This is a genomic window from Bacillus sp. AFS029637, assembly GCF_002584985.1.
GTDB lineage: Bacteria > Bacillota > Bacilli > Bacillales > Bacillaceae_G > Bacillus_A.
The window spans coordinates 73,424-96,764 of the sequence record NZ_NUPZ01000022.1 but is presented as its reverse complement, the minus strand read 5'-3'; the positions used below and the strand labels follow the sequence as shown (position 1 = coordinate 96,764).

23 protein-coding genes, 1 pseudogene and 2 other annotated features are annotated in these 23,341 nt (G+C 34.3%); of the genes and pseudogenes, 1 reads left to right on the top strand and 23 read right to left on the bottom strand.

The window, feature by feature from the left end; all coding sequences use genetic code 11:
• Positions 1-34: 34 nt before the first annotated feature.
• From bcbE to COE49_RS09865, 19 genes and pseudogenes are all read right to left on the bottom strand, one after another.
• Positions 35-1,243 carry a bacillibactin exporter BcbE gene (bcbE, locus tag COE49_RS09955; RefSeq protein WP_140417351.1) on the bottom strand — a complete coding sequence of 403 codons (1,209 nt, stop codon included), beginning with the start codon at positions 1,241-1,243 and terminating at the stop codon, positions 35-37.
• A 237-nt stretch (positions 1,244-1,480) separates the two neighbouring features.
• Positions 1,481-1,687, bottom strand: coding sequence for an alpha/beta-type small acid-soluble spore protein (locus COE49_RS09950; protein ID WP_088230552.1), 207 nt, complete (start codon positions 1,685-1,687; stop codon positions 1,481-1,483).
• Between the two features lie 125 nt (positions 1,688-1,812).
• Positions 1,813-2,655, bottom strand: a complete 843-nt coding sequence (locus COE49_RS09945; RefSeq protein WP_088230553.1) for a sugar phosphate isomerase/epimerase family protein — start codon at positions 2,653-2,655, stop codon at positions 1,813-1,815.
• A gap of 37 nt (positions 2,656-2,692) precedes the next feature.
• Entirely contained in the window at positions 2,693-3,676 is a 984-nt protein-coding gene (locus COE49_RS09940) for a DUF6005 family protein (protein WP_141524731.1), read from the bottom strand.
• 23 nt (positions 3,677-3,699) lie between these two features.
• On the bottom strand, positions 3,700-3,975 hold the full coding sequence (asbD, locus tag COE49_RS09935) for a petrobactin biosynthesis protein AsbD (protein WP_088230555.1): 276 nt from the start codon (positions 3,973-3,975) through the stop codon (positions 3,700-3,702).
• Positions 3,972-5,210, bottom strand: coding sequence for an AMP-binding protein (locus COE49_RS09930; RefSeq protein WP_088230556.1), 1,239 nt, complete (start codon positions 5,208-5,210; stop codon positions 3,972-3,974). Before COE49_RS09930 ends, asbD begins: the two co-directional genes overlap by 4 nt.
• Positions 5,197-7,035, bottom strand: coding sequence for an IucA/IucC family protein (locus tag COE49_RS09925; RefSeq protein ID WP_098252251.1), 1,839 nt, complete (start codon positions 7,033-7,035; stop codon positions 5,197-5,199). The genes COE49_RS09930 and COE49_RS09925 overlap by 14 nt, the downstream gene beginning before the upstream one ends.
• A gap of 67 nt (positions 7,036-7,102) precedes the next feature.
• The gene (locus COE49_RS09920; RefSeq protein WP_088230557.1) at positions 7,103-8,911 is read right to left on the bottom strand and encodes an IucA/IucC family protein; all 1,809 of its coding nucleotides are present in this window, start codon (positions 8,909-8,911) and stop codon (positions 7,103-7,105) included.
• A gap of 296 nt (positions 8,912-9,207) precedes the next feature.
• Positions 9,208-9,732, bottom strand: a complete 525-nt coding sequence (locus COE49_RS09915) for a GNAT family N-acetyltransferase (RefSeq protein ID WP_088230558.1) — start codon at positions 9,730-9,732, stop codon at positions 9,208-9,210.
• Between the two features lie 95 nt (positions 9,733-9,827).
• Positions 9,828-10,508: an MgtC/SapB family protein gene (locus COE49_RS09910; protein ID WP_088230559.1), complete on the bottom strand. Its 681-nt coding sequence runs from the start codon at positions 10,506-10,508 to the stop codon at positions 9,828-9,830.
• 158 nt (positions 10,509-10,666) lie between these two features.
• Positions 10,667-11,323 (bottom strand): YkyA family protein, encoded by a 657-nt coding sequence (locus tag COE49_RS09905; RefSeq protein WP_088230560.1) that lies wholly within the window; start codon positions 11,321-11,323, stop codon positions 10,667-10,669.
• 14 nt (positions 11,324-11,337) lie between these two features.
• The gene (locus COE49_RS09900) at positions 11,338-12,159 is read right to left on the bottom strand and encodes a peptidoglycan-N-acetylglucosamine deacetylase (RefSeq protein ID WP_088230561.1); all 822 of its coding nucleotides are present in this window, start codon (positions 12,157-12,159) and stop codon (positions 11,338-11,340) included.
• 195 nt (positions 12,160-12,354) lie between these two features.
• Positions 12,355-12,417 (bottom strand): annotated as a pseudogene (locus COE49_RS28005) (sensor histidine kinase); the annotation flags it as partial.
• A gap of 94 nt (positions 12,418-12,511) precedes the next feature.
• Positions 12,512-13,513 (bottom strand): LCP family protein, encoded by a 1,002-nt coding sequence (locus COE49_RS09890; RefSeq protein ID WP_088230629.1) that lies wholly within the window; start codon positions 13,511-13,513, stop codon positions 12,512-12,514.
• Between the two features lie 626 nt (positions 13,514-14,139).
• Complete coding sequence (locus COE49_RS09885) at positions 14,140-14,349, bottom strand: DUF6366 family protein (RefSeq protein ID WP_088230562.1); 210 nt, start codon at positions 14,347-14,349, stop codon at positions 14,140-14,142.
• Between the two features lie 116 nt (positions 14,350-14,465).
• On the bottom strand, positions 14,466-15,359 hold the full coding sequence (thrB, locus tag COE49_RS09880) for a homoserine kinase (RefSeq protein WP_098252250.1): 894 nt from the start codon (positions 15,357-15,359) through the stop codon (positions 14,466-14,468).
• Positions 15,356-16,414 carry a threonine synthase gene (gene thrC / locus COE49_RS09875; protein ID WP_098945894.1) on the bottom strand — a complete coding sequence of 353 codons (1,059 nt, stop codon included), beginning with the start codon at positions 16,412-16,414 and terminating at the stop codon, positions 15,356-15,358. Before thrC ends, thrB begins: the two co-directional genes overlap by 4 nt.
• The gene (locus COE49_RS09870; RefSeq protein WP_088230565.1) at positions 16,407-17,702 is read right to left on the bottom strand and encodes a homoserine dehydrogenase; all 1,296 of its coding nucleotides are present in this window, start codon (positions 17,700-17,702) and stop codon (positions 16,407-16,409) included. Before COE49_RS09870 ends, thrC begins: the two co-directional genes overlap by 8 nt.
• Before the next feature lie 154 nt (positions 17,703-17,856).
• Positions 17,857-18,088: a binding site (T-box leader), on the bottom strand.
• A gap of 116 nt (positions 18,089-18,204) precedes the next feature.
• Positions 18,205-18,436: a binding site (T-box leader), on the bottom strand.
• Between the two features lie 235 nt (positions 18,437-18,671).
• Positions 18,672-19,310, bottom strand: coding sequence for a pyridoxamine 5'-phosphate oxidase family protein (locus tag COE49_RS09865; protein WP_098945893.1), 639 nt, complete (start codon positions 19,308-19,310; stop codon positions 18,672-18,674).
• A gap of 81 nt (positions 19,311-19,391) precedes the next feature.
• Here COE49_RS09865 and COE49_RS09860 point away from each other — a divergent pair, with 81 nt between their 5' ends.
• Positions 19,392-20,000: an NUDIX hydrolase gene (locus tag COE49_RS09860; RefSeq protein WP_098945892.1), complete on the top strand. Its 609-nt coding sequence runs from the start codon at positions 19,392-19,394 to the stop codon at positions 19,998-20,000.
• Positions 20,001-20,052: 52 nt separating this feature from the next.
• Here COE49_RS09860 and COE49_RS09855 read toward each other — a convergent pair whose 3' ends face one another.
• From COE49_RS09855 to COE49_RS09840, 4 genes are all read right to left on the bottom strand, one after another.
• On the bottom strand, positions 20,053-20,391 hold the full coding sequence (locus COE49_RS09855) for an SdpI family protein (RefSeq protein ID WP_141556627.1): 339 nt from the start codon (positions 20,389-20,391) through the stop codon (positions 20,053-20,055).
• A 71-nt stretch (positions 20,392-20,462) separates the two neighbouring features.
• Positions 20,463-21,290, bottom strand: coding sequence for a peptidoglycan-N-acetylglucosamine deacetylase (locus COE49_RS09850; RefSeq protein ID WP_098945890.1), 828 nt, complete (start codon positions 21,288-21,290; stop codon positions 20,463-20,465).
• A 117-nt stretch (positions 21,291-21,407) separates the two neighbouring features.
• A complete protein-coding gene (locus COE49_RS09845) occupies positions 21,408-22,280 on the bottom strand; it encodes an aminoglycoside 6-adenylyltransferase (RefSeq protein WP_098945889.1) in 873 nt (290 codons plus the stop codon).
• A gap of 304 nt (positions 22,281-22,584) precedes the next feature.
• Positions 22,585-23,304: a 3-ketoacyl-ACP reductase gene (locus COE49_RS09840; RefSeq protein WP_000818985.1), complete on the bottom strand. Its 720-nt coding sequence runs from the start codon at positions 23,302-23,304 to the stop codon at positions 22,585-22,587.
• Positions 23,305-23,341 lie beyond the last annotated feature (37 nt).

Below are 23,341 nucleotides of genomic sequence, written 5' to 3'. Positions count from 1 at the left end.
ATTCTCTTTGTAATTATGAAAGCGGTTCCGCGTTCTATGTTACCATCTTTGTATCTTTTGCTGGTTTAATCCAAATCATTGCTATAACAGCACCAATAATAGCGAAAATACTTGTCAAATAAAACACTTCATGGTCCGCCCCTTTCATGAAAAAAGAATATAGAGGCGGTCCAGCTGCTACACCGATAAATCGCATTGAACTATAAAATGACGTAACCGTTCCTCTCTGCTCCTTTTCAATCCCTTGTGTAATTAAGGCATCTAAACATGGGAGTGCCATACCAATACCTATTCCCATAATAACGAGACAAAGAAGTAGTAAATAAATCCCTTTCACAAATAAAGGCATTACGACTGATGTAGCCGCTAGTAAAAAACCAATATAAATACACTTCTTCATAACATTTTGATTATCTCCAATTTTTTTACCAGCCAAATAGGAACTAAGAGATAAGACAAGCAAAGGAATGGCAATTACACATCCTTTCCATATACCATGAATGTCATACTTTGACTCCAGTATAGTAGATAAATAAAAGAGAATTCCGAATAAAATAAGCATAATAATTGCACCTAGTATAAAAATGGCAATTAACCATCTTCCCTTTTCTCGAAACGTGGAGATAATAGATTGAATAAATTCCTTTAATGGCGGTACTTCCCCTTCTTGTTTTTTTGCCTTTACTAGTACGAGTAATAAAACAATCGATACTACACATAAAACAGGAATGGCCCAAAACGGTAAAAACCATACAATGGCAGCCAGAGCAGATCCTAAAATAGGGCTGAGTACTTTTCCAAATGTATTGGATGTCTCAATGATTCCTAAACCTGTACTAACTTGTTTTTCATCTTTGTATAAATCACCAACACACGGTATAACAACTGGCATAGCACCAGCAGCGCCAATGCCTTGAATCGCTCTACCGATAAGTATCCAAGTGTACGGATTATCAACTTTCCATGATACCCAGCCAGTTACCGCACCTCCGATAGCTGCAATCAATAAACTCGGAACCATTACCATCTTCCGTCCCCATCTGTCTGATAAATAACCAGCAATCGGAATAAGCACAATTGCAATGATAGAATAAATTGTTATAATCATGGATACTTGAAACGATGAAATATGTAATTTCTTTTCAATAGTCGGCAAGATTGGAATGAGCATGGAATTCCCTAATGTCATAACAAGCGGAACTGATGCAAGCGCAATTAAACAACAGTTTTCTTTTTTTAACATGTTGATTTCTAAACCTTTCATCATATATTTCTTACCATGTAATAACCCTGGTGGAACGTAATGTTCATTCCACCAGGGCTATTACATGGTTACTACCTTCCATTCACAACAAAAGAAATAGGCTAAAATATAGCATTATTTTTATTCTTTGAATCCAGTTCGTTTTATATCCATACCAATTAATTGAAAATAAAAAAGAAAGGAAGGATCCTTCCTTTCTCCTATAACCTTCTACACTTAGCGAGTATATCCGCCACCAAGCTGTTGTTCTGCCATCGCTACAAGACGTTTTGTGATTTCACCGCCTACAGAACCGTTTGCACGAGAAGAAGTATCAGCTCCAAGTTGTACACCGAACTCTTGTGCAATTTCATATTTCATTTGATCTAGAGCTGCTTGTGCTCCATGTGATGCTAATTGATTAGAAGTACGATTTCTAGCCATTACCAATCACCTCCTTATTTATATATAAATTGTGTCAAAATCGAATTTAAATACATGGTAATTTTTGGTTATTTTTTTCACATAAAAAAAGAGTCTCCTAAACGAGACTCTTTCATCATTTCACTTTATGAAGTTACTACTTCTAATTCTCTATTTGTTAATAGCTTTATTTCTTCTTTCAGTATATCTTTCGTATTATGGCCAAACCACTCCAGTGAAGCAAAATAGTTAGTATCTTTCACTTCTTGGATGATCTCATCATAATTTACGATACCTTCAAATAATGGGACCATACCAATTCGGCTTCCTGCTGCTGCATATACATTATTAGGTTCAAACACATGTAAATAATCCGCTGAAGATATATTCTTAAAGTGGTAATGTTGGATCCATGGCCTTAACCGCTGGAAACTGTCTATTGGATCTGCACCAGACTCCCATATATGAAGAAAATCAAGGTTTATTTTCAAATTCGGATGATTTACTTCTTCCAATAATTCCATAGTAGAAGGCAATGTGTCCGTTAACGTATTTGGATGTGTTTCTAACAGTACATACATATTATGCTGAGCAAATAAATCACAAATTTTGCGAATTCGCTTCACATACTCTTTCCTCTCTTGAACCGAAAAGTCTTTGCTCCCTTTTTGACCGGCAAACGTACGAATCTTGTTTGTATGAAACCAATTCGCTAACGTTATGAGCTGTTTACACTTCTCTATCGTTTTTTCAAAATTTGCTGATAAGGATATGTCTAAATAATCACTAATCATCGTAACTTCTAAATTTTTATCCTTTAAAAAAGCCAATTCTCGTTCTGTCGTTTCACGCTCTTGCATATACAAATTTTGTGCATGAGTCCCCCATAATTCAATTCCTTCAAAACCGTTTTCGTATGCAAATTGAACAATATCAGTAAATGAAATTAATTGATGGCGAAATGAAATGGTACATAGTGAATATTTCATAGCTTTAAACTCCCTTATCTTAAATTCAGTAAACTTTTTAAAGAGTTACGACAGACTGATTTATTCTTATAGCTTTCCACGCTAGAAATTGTTTCTCTAACTCTTCCTTAATTTGCAGTTCAATTGCATTCATTTCATCCAGTTTTTCAACAATCGATACTAGCATACCTTTATTATTCGTCATTGCCATTTTAATTGCACGATACTGTACATTTGTAAATCCTTGTACAATATCTTCTACTCGATCACACCAATAATCAAATTCTTGCTCTGAATATTGTAACGTTTCACGGAAGTATGCAAAGGCATGCTCATAACTATATTTACGAATCGCAAGTACTGGAATTTGTTTTACTGCCGCTACAAGCCTAGAAAGCTCATACCCCTCTTCCTCATTTGCCATTTTTATAATTAAGTTTTTCAGCTCCATAGTTAATTCATTTTCCTTCTTTTTGAATGTTTCCGTGAAATAACTAGCTACCATTTCTTGTGTCGGCTCCCCAATTCCTTCTATATCAATGAAATATCCTCCACCAAAAGGGTTATCTTGAACAGAGTGAAGCACTTTTTCTCTTTCCATATTCCCTTCCCAGCGAAAATCAGGATCTAACATGAACCATTCTTCTTCTTTCTCTGTCTTCGATATCATTAAATAATGTGGAAACGGTTTTTGATGGAATTTATTTTCCCTCTCAGGTAATAAGGACATATCAACCATTACAATTACATAGCGATTCTCTGGCTTGTTTTCTACTAATTCTAAAAATGTTTCTACATTACTACTTTTATCTCTTTCATGATCATACCATTCGCTCACTTTAATACCGTACAATTTTTCATACCAAAGTAAGTAATGATCATGGTTAATATTTTCGGAGTGATATGAAATAATTCCGCCATCTGTTATATCAAAATCTCCATCCCATAGTCCAAAATAAAATGGACGAAAATCTATATCACTACGCCTTTTTATAATTTCACAAAAACAACTCACTAAGCAGTGCACTTTTATTGAAGTCATACTCTCATCCACTTTCTCCAAGGTTAGTTATTCATATTTACTTCTTGTAACGGCTGTAAATCCTCCATAAAATCAAGTAAAGATCCTACAGTAAGAAATGCCTTTGGATCCACCTCATCCTCTGGGACACATAACTTCAAATCCATTTCTATGTATACGATGAGCTGTAACATCATGACCGAATCTATATATAAATCTTGATTTAAGCGCATTATTTCTTCTAAATGCGTTACATTTTTCAGTTCCATTTTTCCTGTCATAATTTTCAACACTGCATTCTTTAACGTTTCACGTCTCATACTGTAACCTCTCTCATCTCTAGTAACTTTCTACTTACTTTTCCAGTCTTATTTTTCGGAATTTCAGTTACACTTTCAATTTCATGCGGAACTTTATAAGACGGTAAGTGCTTCATACACCATTCCCTGATTTGCACGGGATCTATTTGAGAGATCACTTTCGCTTTCACAATTTCGCCCATCACGGGATGTTTTCCTCGATATACTATCACCTCTTGGACACCTTCTAATCGAAGCATCATTTCTTCTACCTCTATAGGAAAGACTTTTAATCCTGAAACATTAATAACATCATCCATGCGCCCTATAAAATGAAGGCCATGCTCAGATTGATATCCCAAATCTTTCGTAAAAATTTCCTTATCGTTCATTTTCACTACGATTTCTTCAGGCGTATTTTCATCTGAACCTATGCTTATACTCACATGAGGTAGTGGATTTCCTAGATCTAAATGGCTTTTCATATCATGACATACACTAATACAACCTGCTTCAGAACAACCGTATTGCTGCATCATATATGTTGTCATTTCTTTTAGTTTATGAAATAGTGCTTCTGGCAAAGGTGCTCCAGATGTCATAATTTTATGAAACTGAAACGTCCCCTGAGGGAAACTCCCCATAATATGCAGCATAAGTGGTACTGCATATATGATATGTTTTTCTGTATTGCGAACTATATTTAATGCGAATTTAGGATTTTTATTCGTAATGATGATAGGCTTGCTTCCCCTCGTAATTGCAGATAACGTACCACATATTAGCCCATATGAATGTGAAACAGGAGCCATAACGATCGGCACTTCATCCACTTCACAGTTTAAAGCTTCATTATAAGCAGTAATTTCCGCTTCAACTTCCGTCCAGGCTCTACGAATCAGTTTCGGTTCTCCTGTTGTTCCAGAACTATATTGCAATAAAGAAGGCTCTTCTAGTAAAGCGTTCACTACTTCTAATTTCGTAAAACTGCCATATTCTCCACATAAAATCCCGATACAATTTGCACGTTTTGCCATTTCAATAGCCGTTTCTTTTGGCGTATCTTCGTGTATAAGTAATACTGATGATTTCTTTTCTTTTAAGAACAACACAAGCGTAATAATATCAAATGGATCTTTCAGACAAAGCGCAAATCTATTTCCTTCTGCTTCTTGAAATTGTTCCATTTCCTCATAAACTTGTAATCTCAAGTCAAAATCACTTTTGCTATACTCTTGTTTATTAACGATTAGCATAATTTCCCCCTGTAACAACTGATTTTTGTATGATAAGTTGCCTTGCTTTATATAATGGGTTTGGGACTTCATGAACAAGTGATTCCACGTCCAAATATAAACGACGCTTCGTTAATTGTTCGGCATAGAATGTAGGAGTGTATAATTGAATGTTTTCAAACCTATCTTGCAAATGTGGATATTTTCTTAAATGATTTTCAATTTCTTCAACAACCATCATCCAAAAACTTTCTTCTTTCCATTCATATTCATCCGCAAGTACGAAAGCTAATTCTCCTAAGTTAAATAAGAAAAGTGCATCTAATACCATCTCTTGCAAACATTCGATACGATCCATTTCAAAGAAATCATTCATTTTTCCATTTGCATACGTTTTATGCATTTTAGTAAAGTCCGGACATTTGTCAATTTCTTTCAAGAATGGACGATAAAACTCAATTCCTTCATGAAAGTCCTTTAATGCAATACGGACAGGGACTCCTTCTTTATGAACGAAAATCATATTTTGCCCGTGTGATTCTAATGCAATTCCATGCTCTACAACAAGATGTAAAACCGGTATTATCGCTTTTTGAATGAGTAATTGTAGCCAATTTTCTATTCCATATTTCTTTAACCATGCATCAATAATTGGTGTACCATCTTTCTCTTTTGCATATAAGCCGTTAAAGGGCACTGCGTCCTCTTGTTCATCTAAATGTTTGTGAACGCTTTCGCGCCAAATACATCCTAATGAACCATATACAGATTTCTTATTCGTATCATACGTTACACTCGAAAACTCATTTAACAAAATGATGCGTGATTCATCTCGTAAATACGAATCATGACTTACCACCTCATGTAACCAATTCGATATAGCTGGTGCACTCACAACAGAATATGGTTTTAACGTACGGAGTGTTGAAGTGTTGAGTATATTCAACGATAACTTTACATACGGTTTCTTTGGATTCGTAACATTTCTTAACGTCCTCATAGATTGTTGTGCACAATAATCATCTTCTGATTTTCCTAAATAAATAATACATTTATCCTGTATATGATCAGCATAATGCGGAATGATGAAATTCTCCCACTGCCAAGGATGAATAGGTATAAACACGTACTGTTTTGGATTACATCCCGCACTGTAAATTCGTTCCATAAACTCTTCTAATTTACGCTCGCCAATCTCATCTATTAAAATTTTGTTATAAATTACTTCATTCTCATAACCTACACTTGTGTATTTTTTATGAGCTGCAATCCATATGAGTTTCATTGGCTGCATAAACTCATATCCGTATTGAAAATTATCACGATATTGAAAGCCAATACGTGCTTTATAGCTAGGATGATAGGGATGGCCATCTATTAAATGACTTTCAAACTCATCGTAAGATTTTCGAGTGTATTCTTCCTTATTATTTCTTTCATATTGTGCAATCGTGTCTTTAAATATCGTTTGTTCTAATTCGTAAATAAAAGAATCTAATTTAGTTCGTTCCACGTTAACAACTCGAAAAACTTCTTCCAAAAATTGCGACACAGATTGTATTTCTTGTTGTTCATCTTGGACTCTTACTATTAATGAGTCTAAAGAGATACGTCCGAATGTCACTCTTTCTCTTCCGTAGCATTGGTACGAAACACTTTTGTTTTCTTCATCAAGTCCTTGTATAATAAACAGAATTTTTTCTTCCTTCTCTACACGAACTGGCGTTATAATCCCCTCATAAATTAACGATTCTACTAATTGACGTAACACTCTTCTTCGCACTGAAATGTAATCTTCTGATTCCAGCGCCTTCAATATTTTCGTGTGATACATATCCACTCTCATAAATCCCTCCACCTTATGACAAAACATCAAATTCCATTATTTGTATTGCGTGAAATTTTATCGTTACTTATGAACGAACTGCCACTGCTCTTACAAGTGGATTATGTACTTGTACATAAATTGCTTGTTCTAACGGATTGCTTAACTCATCGACATCGAAAAATCTCGTTAATAAATTTGCTTTACATGCCAACTTATCCTCTTCCAACAATTCTCTTAAAAAGGTAGAAGGTTCACGGTTATAAGGAAGAAACGATTCAAGTACAGATCTTAATTCCGAGAGAAGAACTTCCTCCTTAATTAATCCTGCTGTACCAAAACCATTAATGAGTCCAAACATATGATTAAAAATTAAATAGTAACGAAATCTTTCATCTACAATATAATCGTCATATAAATTTCCAGTACATTCGCCAATACCAGCCAACTCATTATTCAGCATCTCTTTCATTGAATTACAGAAATAAAACCCTTGATTATCACGGAAATAATATTTTACCGGATAACCATCCTTCAGCTGAACAACACTATTTTGCTGATGAGCTTCTAATGCAACACCATACTGTAAATACATCCATACCATCGGTTTTAAAGAAATATTTATATATCGTCTAAACCACTCTAAACTTACTTCTTCACAGCTTTTACTTTCTAAATCTGCTAGGTGATGAATGATGTTTGATAAGCGTGTACGTTCTCCAGGGATAGCATCTTGAACTAATCCAGCTATTAAAGTAACATCATTTGCTTGCTCATTATAAAAAGGATTCTCTCGTATAATCACTTCAAATCCAGACTCTTCTGTTCCGTAATGTAGTGTAATAAATGCCGGATCACAAATAAAATCGAAACCTGGGAACTTTTCTAGCACTTCACCAATTGCCGTATTTAGCATTTCTTTCCCTTCAATACCACTCTCTAGTTCCTTCAATTTATTAATGCGCATTGAATTTGTTACTTTCACTGGAAATGAAAACTTAAACATATATTTTGAATGGGGATGATATAGCGTCCTAAGTGAGGATGTTGCCATATAATACTTTCCTGCAGGACCGATAGATTCAAGTACCCCTTGTTCTATCCACTCTTGTACGTATGGTTGGTGTAATAGCCATTCTGCCTGAAGCGGATGAATTGGAATTAATGAATATTCATCTTTCTTACAATACTTCAATTTAAATTCCTTACTCACCATCTCATCATTACTTAATTCTTTTTTTATAATCGTTGTAGTAGAGTCTAATAATAATGATCTTTCATTTACTATATTTTTATGTGCCCGAAAATAATGAAGCTGGCATTCTCCTTTTAATTCTGGAGAATACATTGCACTTTTCCAATCCAATATACCTTGTCTACTTTTTGGTGTAGGATGAGTTAAATGCCCAAATAATAAAGACTGCTCCGCCTCTATAAAGGTTGTATGGAAACTATATAATGCAGACGTATCTTCTATTCTCTCCTTCATAAATTCCTCAATATTTTGACAACTACGAATAACTCGAAGCATCAGTTCAGCAGGATTCGTTCCTTCCCCGTAGTTGATAGACATCTCTTTTATTAAAAACATAATAACTGTAACGTAATCTGCCTTTATAACAGTTTTACTTTCTCCAATTTGATAATAAAACTGTTCTCCAAACAAATGACGATCTGTTGATGATTTATATATAACTTCTCCAAACAAAGTAACATTCTGTGCCGATAGCCTACAACATAAATATGTGGGAACTGTATTTCTATTCATCGTATTACTGAAGATATTTTCCATTCTTTCATCCCCTGTAATCCATTCTCCACTTCCTGTTTCTCTTAAATAACAGTTTAAAAAACTTTGTATTGTTGCATGTTCTGCGATTTTTTTCGCATGCTGCATACTTCTCCTCCTCTTTATATGAACACTAGCGGAATCTCATATTACAACTTATAATTGAATATCGTTATCAATTATAAATTGTAAATGATTATCATTATCAATTCAATAGTTTATTTCAGAATTTTTAAATCTTAATAAATATGTATTTTTTTAGCCTTTCTTTAATCTAATTAAAAATACACAAGAAAAATTCTTATTTCCAAACTATATACTTACTATTCTCATTAGTAACCCATCCAAAATAGTTAAACAAAAGAGGTATACCTAAATTGGTATACCTCTTTCAAACATTAAGTTTACATAATAATATTATTTATATTTCTCCAACAATACGCTGTTTCTTCTACCTGTAATCTCTCTAAAAATTTCGTATCAATTTTTTCAGGATTAAATTTTTCATAAAACTTTTTAGAAGGATTATTTGTAACGACCCAAACTAAAAGAGATTGTATATCATGTTTTATACATTCCGATAGTAACGCTTGAAATAACTTTTGTCCTATTTTCATTCCTTGATACTGTTGTAAAAGGTATATCGCATATAATTCCCCATCGCAATTATATGTACCTGTTCTTTCTATACCTCCATCGATGAATCCAACTATTTCTCCATTTAATGTCTCTGCTACAAATCTATATTGGTGATCACCTTCTTTTTGAAAAATGTTTTTCCATTGTTTTTCTCGTTGTTCATATGTTATACTTTCTAAAATTTCGTTAGCGAATATCCCTTTGTACGTTGTTTTCCAGCTATCAGTGTGTACCTTCGCTATACCTGATATATCATCTTTTATCGCTTTTCTAATATGTATCTCCATCATTTTCTCCCCCTTGTTTACTCATCATTATATCAATTCCCCTCCTTAAAATTCCAAATAAAAAAGAGTGAATTCACTTCACTCTTTTTTCCTTACAATTATCTACTCTCCACTTCAACTGAAACAACACGATCAATTTCTTTTAGTGAACTATATAACTCAGTTGTATATAAATCTTCTGGAGCTAAAATAACCATCTCTAGTTGCTGGAATGCTCCGCTATCTATATCTTTAATTTTCACTCGTTTCACATGCATGCCTAATTTTTTAATCTGCTTAAATATACGATCTAATTCTTGATGCTCTTTTACAGTAATTTTTATAGATAGGTCCTTTTGTCTTAATGAATACGGGCCGGCAATTTTCACAAGATGAGGAAGTACGTTAATCGCTAAAATAATTAAAATCATAGCAACCGTCGCTTGTATATAAAATCCCGCCCCAATTGCAATACCTAAAGCTGAAGCAGCCCACACCATAGAGGCTGTCGTTAATCCAGAAATAACGTCATTACTTCTTCGTAAAATAACACCTGCACCAAGAAAACCAATCCCACTAACAATTTGAGCAGCAAGACGCATTGGATCCATATTTGTATGTCCTGGCACTGAATATACATGTACTGATTCAATTGAAACTATCGTAATTAAACAACTTGCTACAGAAATAACCATACTTGTTTTCACACCAAGTGGTTTATTCTTTAGCTGCCTATCTATCCCGATGAATAATCCTAAAAAGAGTGCTAAACCTAATTTGAGTAAAAATTCATATGACATATTTCATTCTCCTTACTTTCCAATGATTCCCTTCGAATAACTCACTATAACTCTTTTATGATATCAATTCCAGCCTTTTCTATTCATTTAACGTAAAAAACCGAAAAAACATTTGTAACGATGTTTCTCCGGCTTTTTATTACACTTAAGGTTCTTCTTTATTTCTGATCTTTAATCTTAATCTCTGCATCTTTGTAGAATGCTAATTTACTGTCATTATACTCTTTTGTGAAATTGTTAAATTGCTCTTTTGATTTTTGTGCTTCCTCAGTTAATTCATTAACAACTTTAACTTTTTCATCAATCTCTTTTAATTTCGTTTCTTTTACTTTTAATTTTTCATACAGTTCTTTTTCAGTTGCTAACGCCTTCGTATAATTTTCATTCATCTTTTGGAATGCATCATAACGATTTTTATACGACTCTTCTACTGCTTTCGCTTGTTTTTGTAACTTCTTATCTTCAAGCTTCTCTATATTTTCTTGAACAGATTTCGTTTCCTTCTGTGCTTTTTCAAGCATTTCTTTCTCATTTTTCAATACTTTTTCACGGTCATCTACATTTGCAGTAGCTTGCTCTATTTTCTTCATAACAGCTTCATTATGCTCTTTACCTTCTTGTAAAATTTGAGAATATAGTTCTTGACCTTCTTTCTCTAACTTCTCTAACTTCTTCGCTTCATCAACTAATGTTTTTTCTTGTGTCGCCGCTGTTTCGAAAGCTGTATATAGATTTTCTTCTGGTTTTTCACCGAAACAACCTGTTAATAGTCCTACTGATAGTGCTCCCACTACTGCTACTTTTCCATACTTCAACGTTCATTCCTCCATTACATACGGTTATCATGCCAGAAATTCACTGGGAAGTGACTCTCTTCATGATAAGCTTCAAACTCATAACCCTTTTCCTTTAACCCTTTTAAAATTGCTGGCACAGCAGCAACTGATTGCGGATGTATGTCATGCATTAAAATGACTTCCTGTGGTTTTGTTGCATTTGTTATTACATTTTGAGCAATTTGTGCTGCAGCTGCATCAACTTGCATTTTGTTATATTTCCAATCTAATGAATCAATTGTCCAATCCCATACTTTAAAACCGTCCTCTACCACTTTATTTCGAAGGCCTTCATTTAATCCAGGCATCGAACCGTATGGTGGACGTGTTAATTTAGGTGATTTCCCAATAATATTTGCGATTAAGCTTTGATCTTCTTTCATCTCATTTACATACTCGCCATTTTTATATAACTTCGCAAAACTATGTGTCATACTATGCATACCTACATAATGACCCTCTGCATTTTCACGTTTTACTAAATCCGGAAACTCTTTTACATTCGCTCCGATTAAAAAGAATGTCGCCTTCGCATCATGTTGTTTTAACGTATTTAATAATTCAGCCGTATATTTCCCAGGACCATCATCAAATGTCAAATAAGCAACTTTTCTTTCTTTTCCATTAAAACGACTCGGTGCCGTTTTATTCATTTCGACTTTCGGTTGTTCACTTGCAAGCTGAACTACATTTTCTTGTTTCGCAACAGCTTTTGCTGGTGAAGTAATAGATTGAAACATGAAATACCCAATAGCTACTGCTGCAATCGCTATTAAAACGACTACTACTCGTTTAATTTTAAAAGCTTTTCCCATTCTATCGAATCCCTCTCCCTATTAATCTTATATATAAATCGCCCAATATAATTATACATCTATTTACTTTATTTCACTATATGAATAGACTACATATGTATTATAATGGGAGTTTTATCAAAATTGTTGTTCCTATTCTTCTTTATTTACAATAATGAAATGAATTTTCTTTTTTTCCTCTTTAGGAGTCAATTACCAAATCATCTTCTCTAGTATATCGTACAATTGCACCTTTTGTTTATATAAATTAAAATGATTTAACTATTATTTTTCTAAAATCAAAAAACGTTACAGAAAAGTTACAAATCCATTCCGATAAAAAAAGATTGGCAAAGGCCAATCTTTTTTTATACTATTCATTACGAACTGGTTGTGGTGTTACACCTAAATGCTGATTCAACTTATTTGAAATATCTTTCACATTTTTTTCATTTGGAATGTAATAATAAATACCACCGATACGTTTATCTGTACCTTCAATTTGCATTTTTTCCATTTGCAGATCAGATCCAGCCATATTTTTCGTAATAGCAAGCATATCATCAAACGTTAAATTTGTTTTCATATTGTTATCCACTGCATCAAGTAACGAGCCCATTTTGCTAATTGATTGAACAGACATAGCTTTTTTCGCAATTGCTTCAATTACAAGTTGTTGTCTTTGCCCACGCATTGCGTCACTATCAATTTTACGTGTTCTTGCAAGTGCAAGTGCTTGTTCACCATTTAAATGTTGATAACCTTTTTCTAAATGAATCATACCTGCTTGGTCTTTACTATCTTGCTCTGTGAAAGTAACAGGTACATCAATATCAATACCGCCTAGTGAATCTACAATTTGAACAAATGACTCAAAGTTAAACTTCACATAGTAATCAACTGGAACATTTAAAAATCTTTCCACAGTATCTCGCGTACTTTCAACACCACCAAATACGTGTGCATGAGTAATTTTATCTAATTTTTTTCTAGATGGAATATACACACGTGAATCACGCGGAATACTAACTAATTTAACAGATTTATCCTCTTTATTAATTGTTGCTAATAAAAGTGCATCTGTTCGAACTGCATCACCATATTGGCTTTTTCTCATGTCACTTCCATCTACACCCATAATTAAAATTGAGATGTTATCCTTTAATGGTTCAACTTCTTTATCACGTTTTGATGACTTATCAATTTCTGCATATGAAGCACTTACAACCGCTTTTGCTTTGTTATATATGAACGATCCATATCCTACTCCTCCAAAAATAAGTAGGAAAAATGGAATTATAATGAACCATTTTATTGACTTTCTTTTAGAACGTTTTTTATTACTTCTCGTGTTTTGTTCTAATTCAGAGCTCATATCCATTCGCCTCGCTTTCTCTTTCCCTAGTATAATGTAAGTCTATTTATCTTCATATTGAATTTCCTTTCAATTACCTTACATTTTTGTAAGGTTACTTTATGAATCCAATATGTATTCCATTTCACATTATACTCTTGTGTTTATTTTTGGCAAGAGACTATTTATACAAAAACATTAAATTCATATATATTAATTTAATTAATTCAGTTTATACATGATTTGCTTCCCATTATTAATAATTAACGTGGATTTTGCTTTAACTTTCTTTTTCTATTTCCACATCATCGTTAGAGAATTTCACAATGATTTTAATATCTTTTCTATATGAAGAAAATTGCACTAATATATCCTCTGACAAATATGCAAAATGACATCGTTGTAAGAAGACATATCACTATCATTTTTTCATCTTCTGCACCTCCACTAATGAATATACAGGTGCTTTGTTACAGGAATATGGAAAAAAACAATAGAGCTAACGTATAGCTAGCTCTATTGTGAATATTAAAAATAAGTTTATATGGACAACTATAACCTGCTTAAAATATATGTAGTACAATAACCGTTTTTTTTATCCTCACTAATTATTAAAGCAAATAATTCAAAGTTTTAACATGCATTTCTTAACTAAAAAAATAAGTGTATATAATATACCCTAAAACTAGCACTAATATTACTAGCGCTGTACCTTTCCAATTCATACCACCCGTCATATCAACTGGACTACCCGTTTCCGCTCTATTGAGCCCATCATGTAAAGAACCGGTAGGATTATTGTTCAATTCACTTTGCCTTATACGTTCTCTTTTTTCTTCTGGTGACTCTTTACTCATATAATCACCTCTAAAACAATGAATTTTTCACTAAATTATACAATATTAGTGTTCATTTTATATGCCCATTAAAAAAATATTTACAACATAAAGAAAGCTAACGATGCTAACTCTCTTTATAATTCAATATGTTCTTCCTTATTTACAGTAATCCCTGTATGATCGATTTCAAGCTCCCATACTTTCATAGCTGAAAATACTCTTGCTAATTGCTCAGCAATTTCTTGACGTTTCTCATACGGCGTTAGTATAAAAATAGATGGTCCTGCGCCGCTAAGCGCTGTGCCATATGCACCGAATTCTTTCGCACATTTACGTATAGATGGTAATAACGGTACGAGTTCTAAACGATATGGCTCGTGAAAATGATCTCTTTCCATCATTTCACCTACAACTTCCCACCGCTTTTGACATAATGCAGCTACTAATACATTGCTTATCGCACTAGCCTTAACTGCTTCATGAAACGGAAACACATCTGGTAATACAGATCGGCTTTCATCCGTATTTAACTCTGCATTGGGAATAAGAGAAATTACGCCTAATTCCTTACTCTCAATTCTTACAAGCGAAACATTCTTTCCATCTAAGGCTCCAATTACTGTTCCGCCTAAAATAGAAGCTGCAACATTATCTGGATGCCCTTCAAAATTTGTAGCAATTTGAACTTTTTGATCAGTTGTTAAATGTAAATTGCCAAGTTGATTCGCAAGCTCTATTCCGGCTACAATCGCTGATGCGCTACTTCCTAAACCCCTTGTTAGCGGAATATTACTAGTAACTTCTATTATATAGGGTGACAAAGAAGGACACACTTTACATGCCGTACTAACAATTAAATTTTTATCGTCTGTCGGAATTGAATCTTCAAAGGAATGGATGACTTGCCACTTATCAGCTGTCTCCTTTACAATGACCTCTAAATATAATGATAATGCTATTCCTACTGAATCAAATCCAGGTCCAACATTCGCTGTACTAGCAGGAACACGAATACTTAATGGTATCACGACATAATCACCCCTTTTATATGCTCTTTAATTTGTTCTATATTATTTGAAACATTTGCAATGTCTAATTGATTAGAAGAAATTGCGATATCAGGATCTTTCAAACCGTTTCCAGTTAAAACTGCAACAACTGTTTCTCCCTTTTTGATTTTTCCAGATTGAACATGTTTCATTACACCCGCTAATGAAGCATTTGATCCTGGCTCAGCAAAAACGCCTTCTGTTTTTGCTAATAATCTATACGCATGTAATATTTCTTCATCTGATACCATATCTATTTCACCGTGAGACTGCTTAGCAGCCTCTACTGCATATGACCAACTTGCTGGGTTACCGATGCGAATCGCTGTTGCAATTGTTTCAGGTTCTTCAATTACGTGTCCTTTAACAATTGCAGCTGCTCCTTCCGCTTCAAAGCCGTGAATTCTTGGCTTCTTATAGCCTTTTTCTTTTTCATATTCACAGAAGCCCTTCCAGTATGCTGTAATATTTCCTGCATTCCCAACAGGGATAGCTAGAACATCTGGTGCGCTTTGCAACTGGTCACAAATTTCGAACGCTGCTGTTTTTTGCCCTTCAATTCGGTAAGGATTTACCGAGTTAACTAATGTAATTGGCTCTTCTGCAGCAATCTTTCTTACAGCCTTAAGTGCATCATCGAAATTCCCTTCTATTGAAATAATTTCCGCTCCATATGCGACCGCTTGTGCTAATTTCCCATGCGCAATTTTTCCTTCTGGGATTACGATAATACATTTCATTCCGAGGCGTGCCGCATATGCGGCAGCCGATGCGGATGTATTACCTGTTGATGCACAAATGATTGCCTCCGAACCTTCTTCTTTCGCCTTTGCAACGGCCATTACCATACCACGATCTTTAAAAGAGCCTGTCGGATTCGCTCCTTCATACTTCCCGTATAACTGAATCCCTAATTGTTTTGATATATTTAATAATGGAATAAGAGGTGTATTCCCTTCCATTAAGCTCACATCAGGTGTATTTTCATTCACTGGTAAATACGAAGCATATTGTTTTAATAATCCTTTATACATATTGTTTTTCCTCCTCAATAATGTAGTAACTATTTATTTCACTTGCGACATCTTCTATCGCTCCCAACACTCGTTCGAATTGATACTTTGAAGTTTGATGTGTCACAACAACGACTTCTGCAAGCTCACGATTCAAAGGTAATTGAATTACCTCCTTTAAACTTACAGAATAACTAACGAAACATTCTGTTATTTTTTGCAACATCCCAGGTTCATCTCGTAATGAAATACGTAAGAAATATTTCGAAACGACTTCTTCATCTCCCTGTAATTCATACGGCACTGGTTCTTTTAACACACTTTTATTTTTCGGAACTTGATTCATATTTTTAACGATTGAAATAATATCACTTACTACTGCAGAACCAGTCGGTAACTTCCCAGCTCCAGGGCCATAAAACATCACTTCTCCTACTGCTTGACCGTGAACATACACTGCATTGAACTCATTATTTACATTCGATAACGGATGATGACTTGGTAAAAGCGTCGGTTCTACACTTAAATGAATGGCTGATCCTTGTTTCTCCGCCTTACCAATTAATTTCATAGTAAATCCTAACTTTTCAGCCATTTGTAAATCTTCTTTTTCGATCTTTCGAATCCCTCTTACTTGCACATCATCTAAAGAAACATTCATCGAAAATCCTAAGTTCGCAAGGATTGCTACTTTTCTCGCCGCATCTAGTCCATCTACATCCGCTGTCGGATCTGATTCTGCAAATCCTAATTTTTGCGCCTCTTGTAAAGCCTCTTCATACGACCATCCGTTTTGACTCATCTTTGTTAACATGTAATTTGTTGTTCCATTTACAATTCCCATTATTTTTTCAATTTGATCTGAAGCTAACCCATCTGTTAACCCTCTTAACACTGGAATACCGCCCGCTACACTTGCTTCATAACATAAATCACAATCATTTTCGTTCGCTAATTTGAGAAGCTCTGCACCGTATACAGCCATTAAATCTTTATTTGCTGTTACGACATGCTTCTTATTTCGTAAAGCCTTAACGATATGCTGTTTTGCTTCTTCAATCCCGCCCATTACCTCTACTACAATATCAATATTTGGATCATTTAGAACTTCATCGACATTACTTGTTACTACGATTCCATCAATACAAACATCACGTTCTTTTTCTAAGTCACGTACAACGACTGCCTTTACCATTACTTCATACCCTGTATCAAGAGCGATTTTTTTATAATGCTCTTTCAAAATATGAACAACACCACTTCCGACCGTACCTAAACCGATTACCCCAACATTAATAACATTATTCATCTTCTAATCTCCTCCTACAATTTTATTATTTATCCCTATCAATCACCTTGCTCTGCTTTTTAATCATGCAGGTGGTGGTTATTTCCGTACGAACAAATCGTTTCATGTTACAGCACCTCCTTTCAAAGTAATAAAAAAACACACTCATCCCTAGGAAAGGGACGAATGTGTTTTCGTGGTTCCACCCTTGTTCCAACCTAGACGTATTTTCTTCTAGATTGCTCAAGTTCAGATAACGGCTGATACCGTCAATAATTACTAGATTGCTCGTTCACTATTGAAGTTCAAAGGTGGTAAAATCATTTCTCGTGTTAGGAAGCTCACACCCTTGACTTCCCTCTCTGTAAACCGTAAAAATGATTTCGTGTCCTTATCGTTACTTTTTTCGTTCATGTTTATTTGTTAACTCATTATACTCGCATAAAAAACAAAATCAATACTATTTTTTAATTATTTAAAATTTTCATTTTTTAATTCTGTAAAAAAACACACTCATCCCTAGGAAAGGGACGAATGTGTTTTCGTGGTTCCACCCTTGTTCCAACCTAGACGTATTTTCTTCTAGATTGCTCAAGTTCAGATAACGGCTGATACCGTCAATAATTACTAGATTGCTCGTTCACTATTGAAGTTCAAAGGTGGTAAAATCATTTCTCGTGTTAGGAAGCTCACACCCTTGACTTCCCTCTCTGTAAACCGTAAAAATGATTTCGTGTCCTTATCGTTACTTTTTCGTTCATGTCTATTTGTTAACTTATTATAGTTATCAATTTTTTAAAAAGCAAGCCTATTTTTCTCCACTATTTTTAAGAGTCTGAATTATTATATTTTAAAATAACAAATCATCTCATACAGATTTCTACTCTTACATATCTATTCATTACATACAAACTAACAATATTCATATTACAGTCTCACTCTAAAACGTTTAGCATTTCATACTCCAACACTATATTTAAAAAGTAATTTTTAATACAATCTTTCCCTATAACTTTCTTCTAAAGAACGTGCAATGTCTTCTTCTGAAGCAGTTACTTTCGCATGCTCCCGTAACATTTTTGTAGCTGAAGGTAACTCTTTTTTATTTAACCATGACTCTGACTCCCACATTTTCGAACGAATAAAAGCTTTTGCGCAATGAATATAGCATTCTTCTATTTCAACAACAATTCCAAGTAACGGATTACGTCCATTCGCCTGCATTTCTTTCAAAACTTCTTCATCGTTTGTAATATATGCTTTACCATTTATTCGGAGTGTTTCCCCAAGACCAGGAATAAAAAAGATTAATCCTACGTGCGGATTCGAAATAATATTTAAAATAGAGTCTATGCGACGATTACCCGTTCTTTCAGGGATGATAATTTTATTTTGATTTAATACATATACAAATCCAGGCGCATCCCCTCTCGGCGAAGCATCACACTCTCCTAATTTATTTGCAGTAGACAATACTAGAAAAGGAGATTTAGACAGAAAATCTACGCAATGGTGGTCTAGTGATGAAATAACTTTTTTTAATGCTCGCTCACTTGGTTGCCCCAATATTTTCCGTAACTCTTCCTCTGTTGAAATAATCGATTTTATTTCTTTACTCTCTATCCCCACTTATACCCTCTCCTTTTTCTTTATTTCCCCAAAATTCAATACGAATATTGTATAATAAAATTTGCAGAAAGGGGAATTAAAATGACAGAGTGGTTAACGATATTTGATTCTGAAAGAAATACACTTGGGAAGAAATTACGTGATGAAGTGCACCGTGACGGTGATTGGCACGAAACATTTCATTGTTGGTTTGTAGAAAAAGATGCTGAAGATATGTTCTTATATTTCCAATTGCGCTCTAAAAATAAAAAAGAAGCTCCAAATATATGGGATATCACTTCAGCTGGACATATTATGCATGATGAAGATGTACAAATTGGTGGCCTACGTGAAATTGAAGAAGAATTGGGGCTTTCCTTCCAAACCACTGATTTAGCATACAAGGGCATCTTTAAAATAGATTATGAAATTTCGAACCTCACTGATCGTGAATTTTGCCATATGTATTTTCACAATGTCATCACCTCACTTCCATTCGTACCAGGTGAAGAAGTAGATGATGTAATGAAAGTACATGCAACTTCTGTTCTTCAACTATTAAAAAGAGAGGTTCCATCTTTTACGGCCATTTCTGTTTTAAACAATAAACCGATAACGATAACATTTACAGATATTTATCCGTATGATCTTGCATACTATGAATTTGTAATTGAAAAAGGAAAAGAATTGCTAAAGAATGATAGTTTGTAAATAAAGTAGGACTCCTAGCTTATATTACCCAGGAGTCCTACTTTATTTATCATTATTGTTCAAGTATCTTCAATCTTTTCTCTACTTGTATAAATAAGCGAATAATTAATAATAGCATAACAATCATAACCGCTATCATTGCATGCGAATATCTAAACAATATACTAATAACACTTCCAATTAACATCATGATGAAACCATTTTGTTTCATCACTTCTGCACTATACCTATTACCCGCATCCCATAGTTCCTTACTTTTCATAGATCGTTTCGTACGATAACCATATGCCGCGTTAATATCTGTCGGTGGATTTTTTTGAAGTATAAGTGCCCCAAGTATAAATATAATACCAATCAATATGCTTATTCCTATGTTTATTAGTGCATCAATCAATTATATCCCCCCTTAACTTACACTTTCATTATACGACACATCCCTATTTTTCCCAATTCATAACATATTCATTTTCTTTCTTTCGATGTCTGAAACATGCTTGGAAGTGTTACAAAGCGTGCACCTTTCGTTTTTAACTGCGGAATGATTTTGTCTAGCGCATCAACAGATCCTTGTAAGTGCCCACCCGGAGTTGAATGCTGCAGTATGACACTACCTGGAAATGAATTCCCTAACACATTATTTGTAATCGTATCGGCACTTACACCTTTCCAATCAACTGTATCAACACTCCACTGTACAATCATAAAATTTTGCTCAGTCGCCCACTTCAATTGATTTTCAAGTATTTCACCATACGGCGGACGTATAAACTTCGGCGCATAACCCGCTAAACGATTTAATATTTCTTCTGTTTTTACAATTTGATTACGGTACTCATCCTCATTTACTTTCGCTAAATTCGGATGACTATACGTATGATTACCAATTACATGCCCTTCATTCGCGATGCGCTTCACTACGTTCGGATACCTTTCTGCGTTTTCCCCTAGCAGAAAGAAAGTGGCTTTTACATTATGTTGTTTTAACTTATCTAATATTTTTGGCGTAAATACTAAATCTGGTCCATCATCAAATGTAAGAGCTACTTCCGCTTTATTGTATGGCCCTGAAAATGCATACGCATATTTTTCAACCCATGAAAATGGAGTCCATGATCCACGATCTTCTTTTATTTGGACTTCATAATTTTGAGGAACATGTAAAGCGTATGGCAATGAGCTTATATAGTCTCCATAATAAAATGGAGGATACGGCATATAAGCATACGAAATATCTCGTTCTAGCCCCGATTGAAATGGAACGAACATCTCTGGTGAATAAAAATAATACATGATAAAAACCTCCCTAAAATTTCATATGTGATTCGTCTGCACTTTGTTAGAAAAATTGTTATTCATGAACAAAAATAAGACTGTCCATAATTAGGACAGTCTTACTGCTTTATATAATTAATATATCGATGTACTATCTTTCGGCAAAGTGTTCACATGTTTTAAATAACTCGTCACTTTATCATCGTCATCTTGCGGATATTGATAACCATAAGTGTCAGCAATTTCATTCGCAACTTCTCTAAATAAATCACCCATTACAAAGAATGACTCCCAAACATTTTCATAGTCTGCATTTGAAAATGTTTGTTTAAATTGCTCCCACATATCTTTTTCAAAATACTGTTCGAAATGCTTCCCAAACTTCCCTGTATTAACTGTAAAGTCTGTTTTCATACCAATATGCCATTCTAGCATTACGATGAACATATCTCGCACCGGACCATCAAACATTCCTTTTGCATAAGAGAGTTCCTCTCTCCATAGCCCTTTTGCGACATTCGTACTACACCACCAAAATTCATTACAGCAATCTAAAAACTCTTTTTCTGTAGGCTTTTTTATTAAGTAATCCCTATCGCTTGCTGCTGAAAATTCATCCATACAATTATCTTTATCAAGAAGCAGCTTACTTAAACTGTCTTGTCCAACAAATGTATGTATTAAATCAACTGGAATTAATGTTAAATCAATTCGGTTCCCATCCATAAACTGCATTAAATACGGAAATTTCCCGTCTTCGTCCGCTGGAACTAATGACATTTCTTCTGGCATTTGTACAATCATTATTTCTCCGAATCTACGTATCCAATTATGATTAGACGTAAAAGATTGTATATCTTTTACAACATACATAATATCATAGTCTTGAAAACAATCTTTTTTCACATTTGGATTTACACGCGATCCATTCATGATAACTACTCGGATTCTTTCATCCTCTTTTGCTGTATTAATAATTAAGTCTAACATTTCCTTTTCAGTTCTCATCTACTTATACCTCCAATTTTTGAATATACAATATAACGCTATATCTAATGGAGGTCCACGAGCTAGCTGTGTCGTACACGATACACGTTATAATTTTTGAAACTTCTTTTTCATCCCTTTTTCCTCCTCACATCACTCATATATTGCAATCGTGCTCATTGAAATACTATCTCTTAAAGTTATTAATGCTTTTCTACTATGCACTTTTAATTATACAGAATTTCCCGTTTTTCACACAAACAGAAAAAAGGACATCCATTCCATCACAGAATAGATGTCCCTACCTTATTTTTAAACTTAGCCCTTACGGATTAGTAGACCAAAGTCCAGCCGATTTAATAAATGTGCGTTTATTTAATTTCAGCTGCGCTACGATAAACTCTGCAATATCTTCTGCTTGCATAACTTTATCAGGATTTCCATCAGTTAATCCTAAATCTACAGCCATATCCGTTGCTACTGTACTTGGTGTTAAAGCAGTTACACGAATGTTATGTTTACGAACTTCCATCGCTAACGATTCTGTTAAGCCAAGAACACCGAATTTAGAAGCACTATACGCACTTGTTACAGGCGCACCTTTTTGTCCTGCTGTAGATGAAATATTAATGATATCACCAGATTGCTGTTCAATCATGCTTGGTAAAGCTGCACGAGTTGCATAGTATACACCCATTAAGTTTACTTGAATGATTTTTTCCCAATCAGCAACGTCTAGTTCTAAAAACTTACCGAACTTAGAAATACCAGCGTTATTAATTAAAATATCGATAGATCCTAAACCGTTCTTTAACGTTTCAATCGCAGTTGTTACCTCTTCATATGAAGATACATCAGCAGTCGCAATAACAGCTTTTACACCTTCTGCTTCTACTTCTTTCGCAACTGCTTTTAAGTTTTCTTCTGAACGTGCTAAAAGACCTACATTTACGCCTTCTTTCGCTAACGCGATTGCTACAGCACGACCAATCCCTCTACCTGCTCCTGTAATTAAAGCATTTTTTCCTTGTAATAATTCTGCCAAGTATAACACTCCTTAATCATCTCAGTTATGTATTATA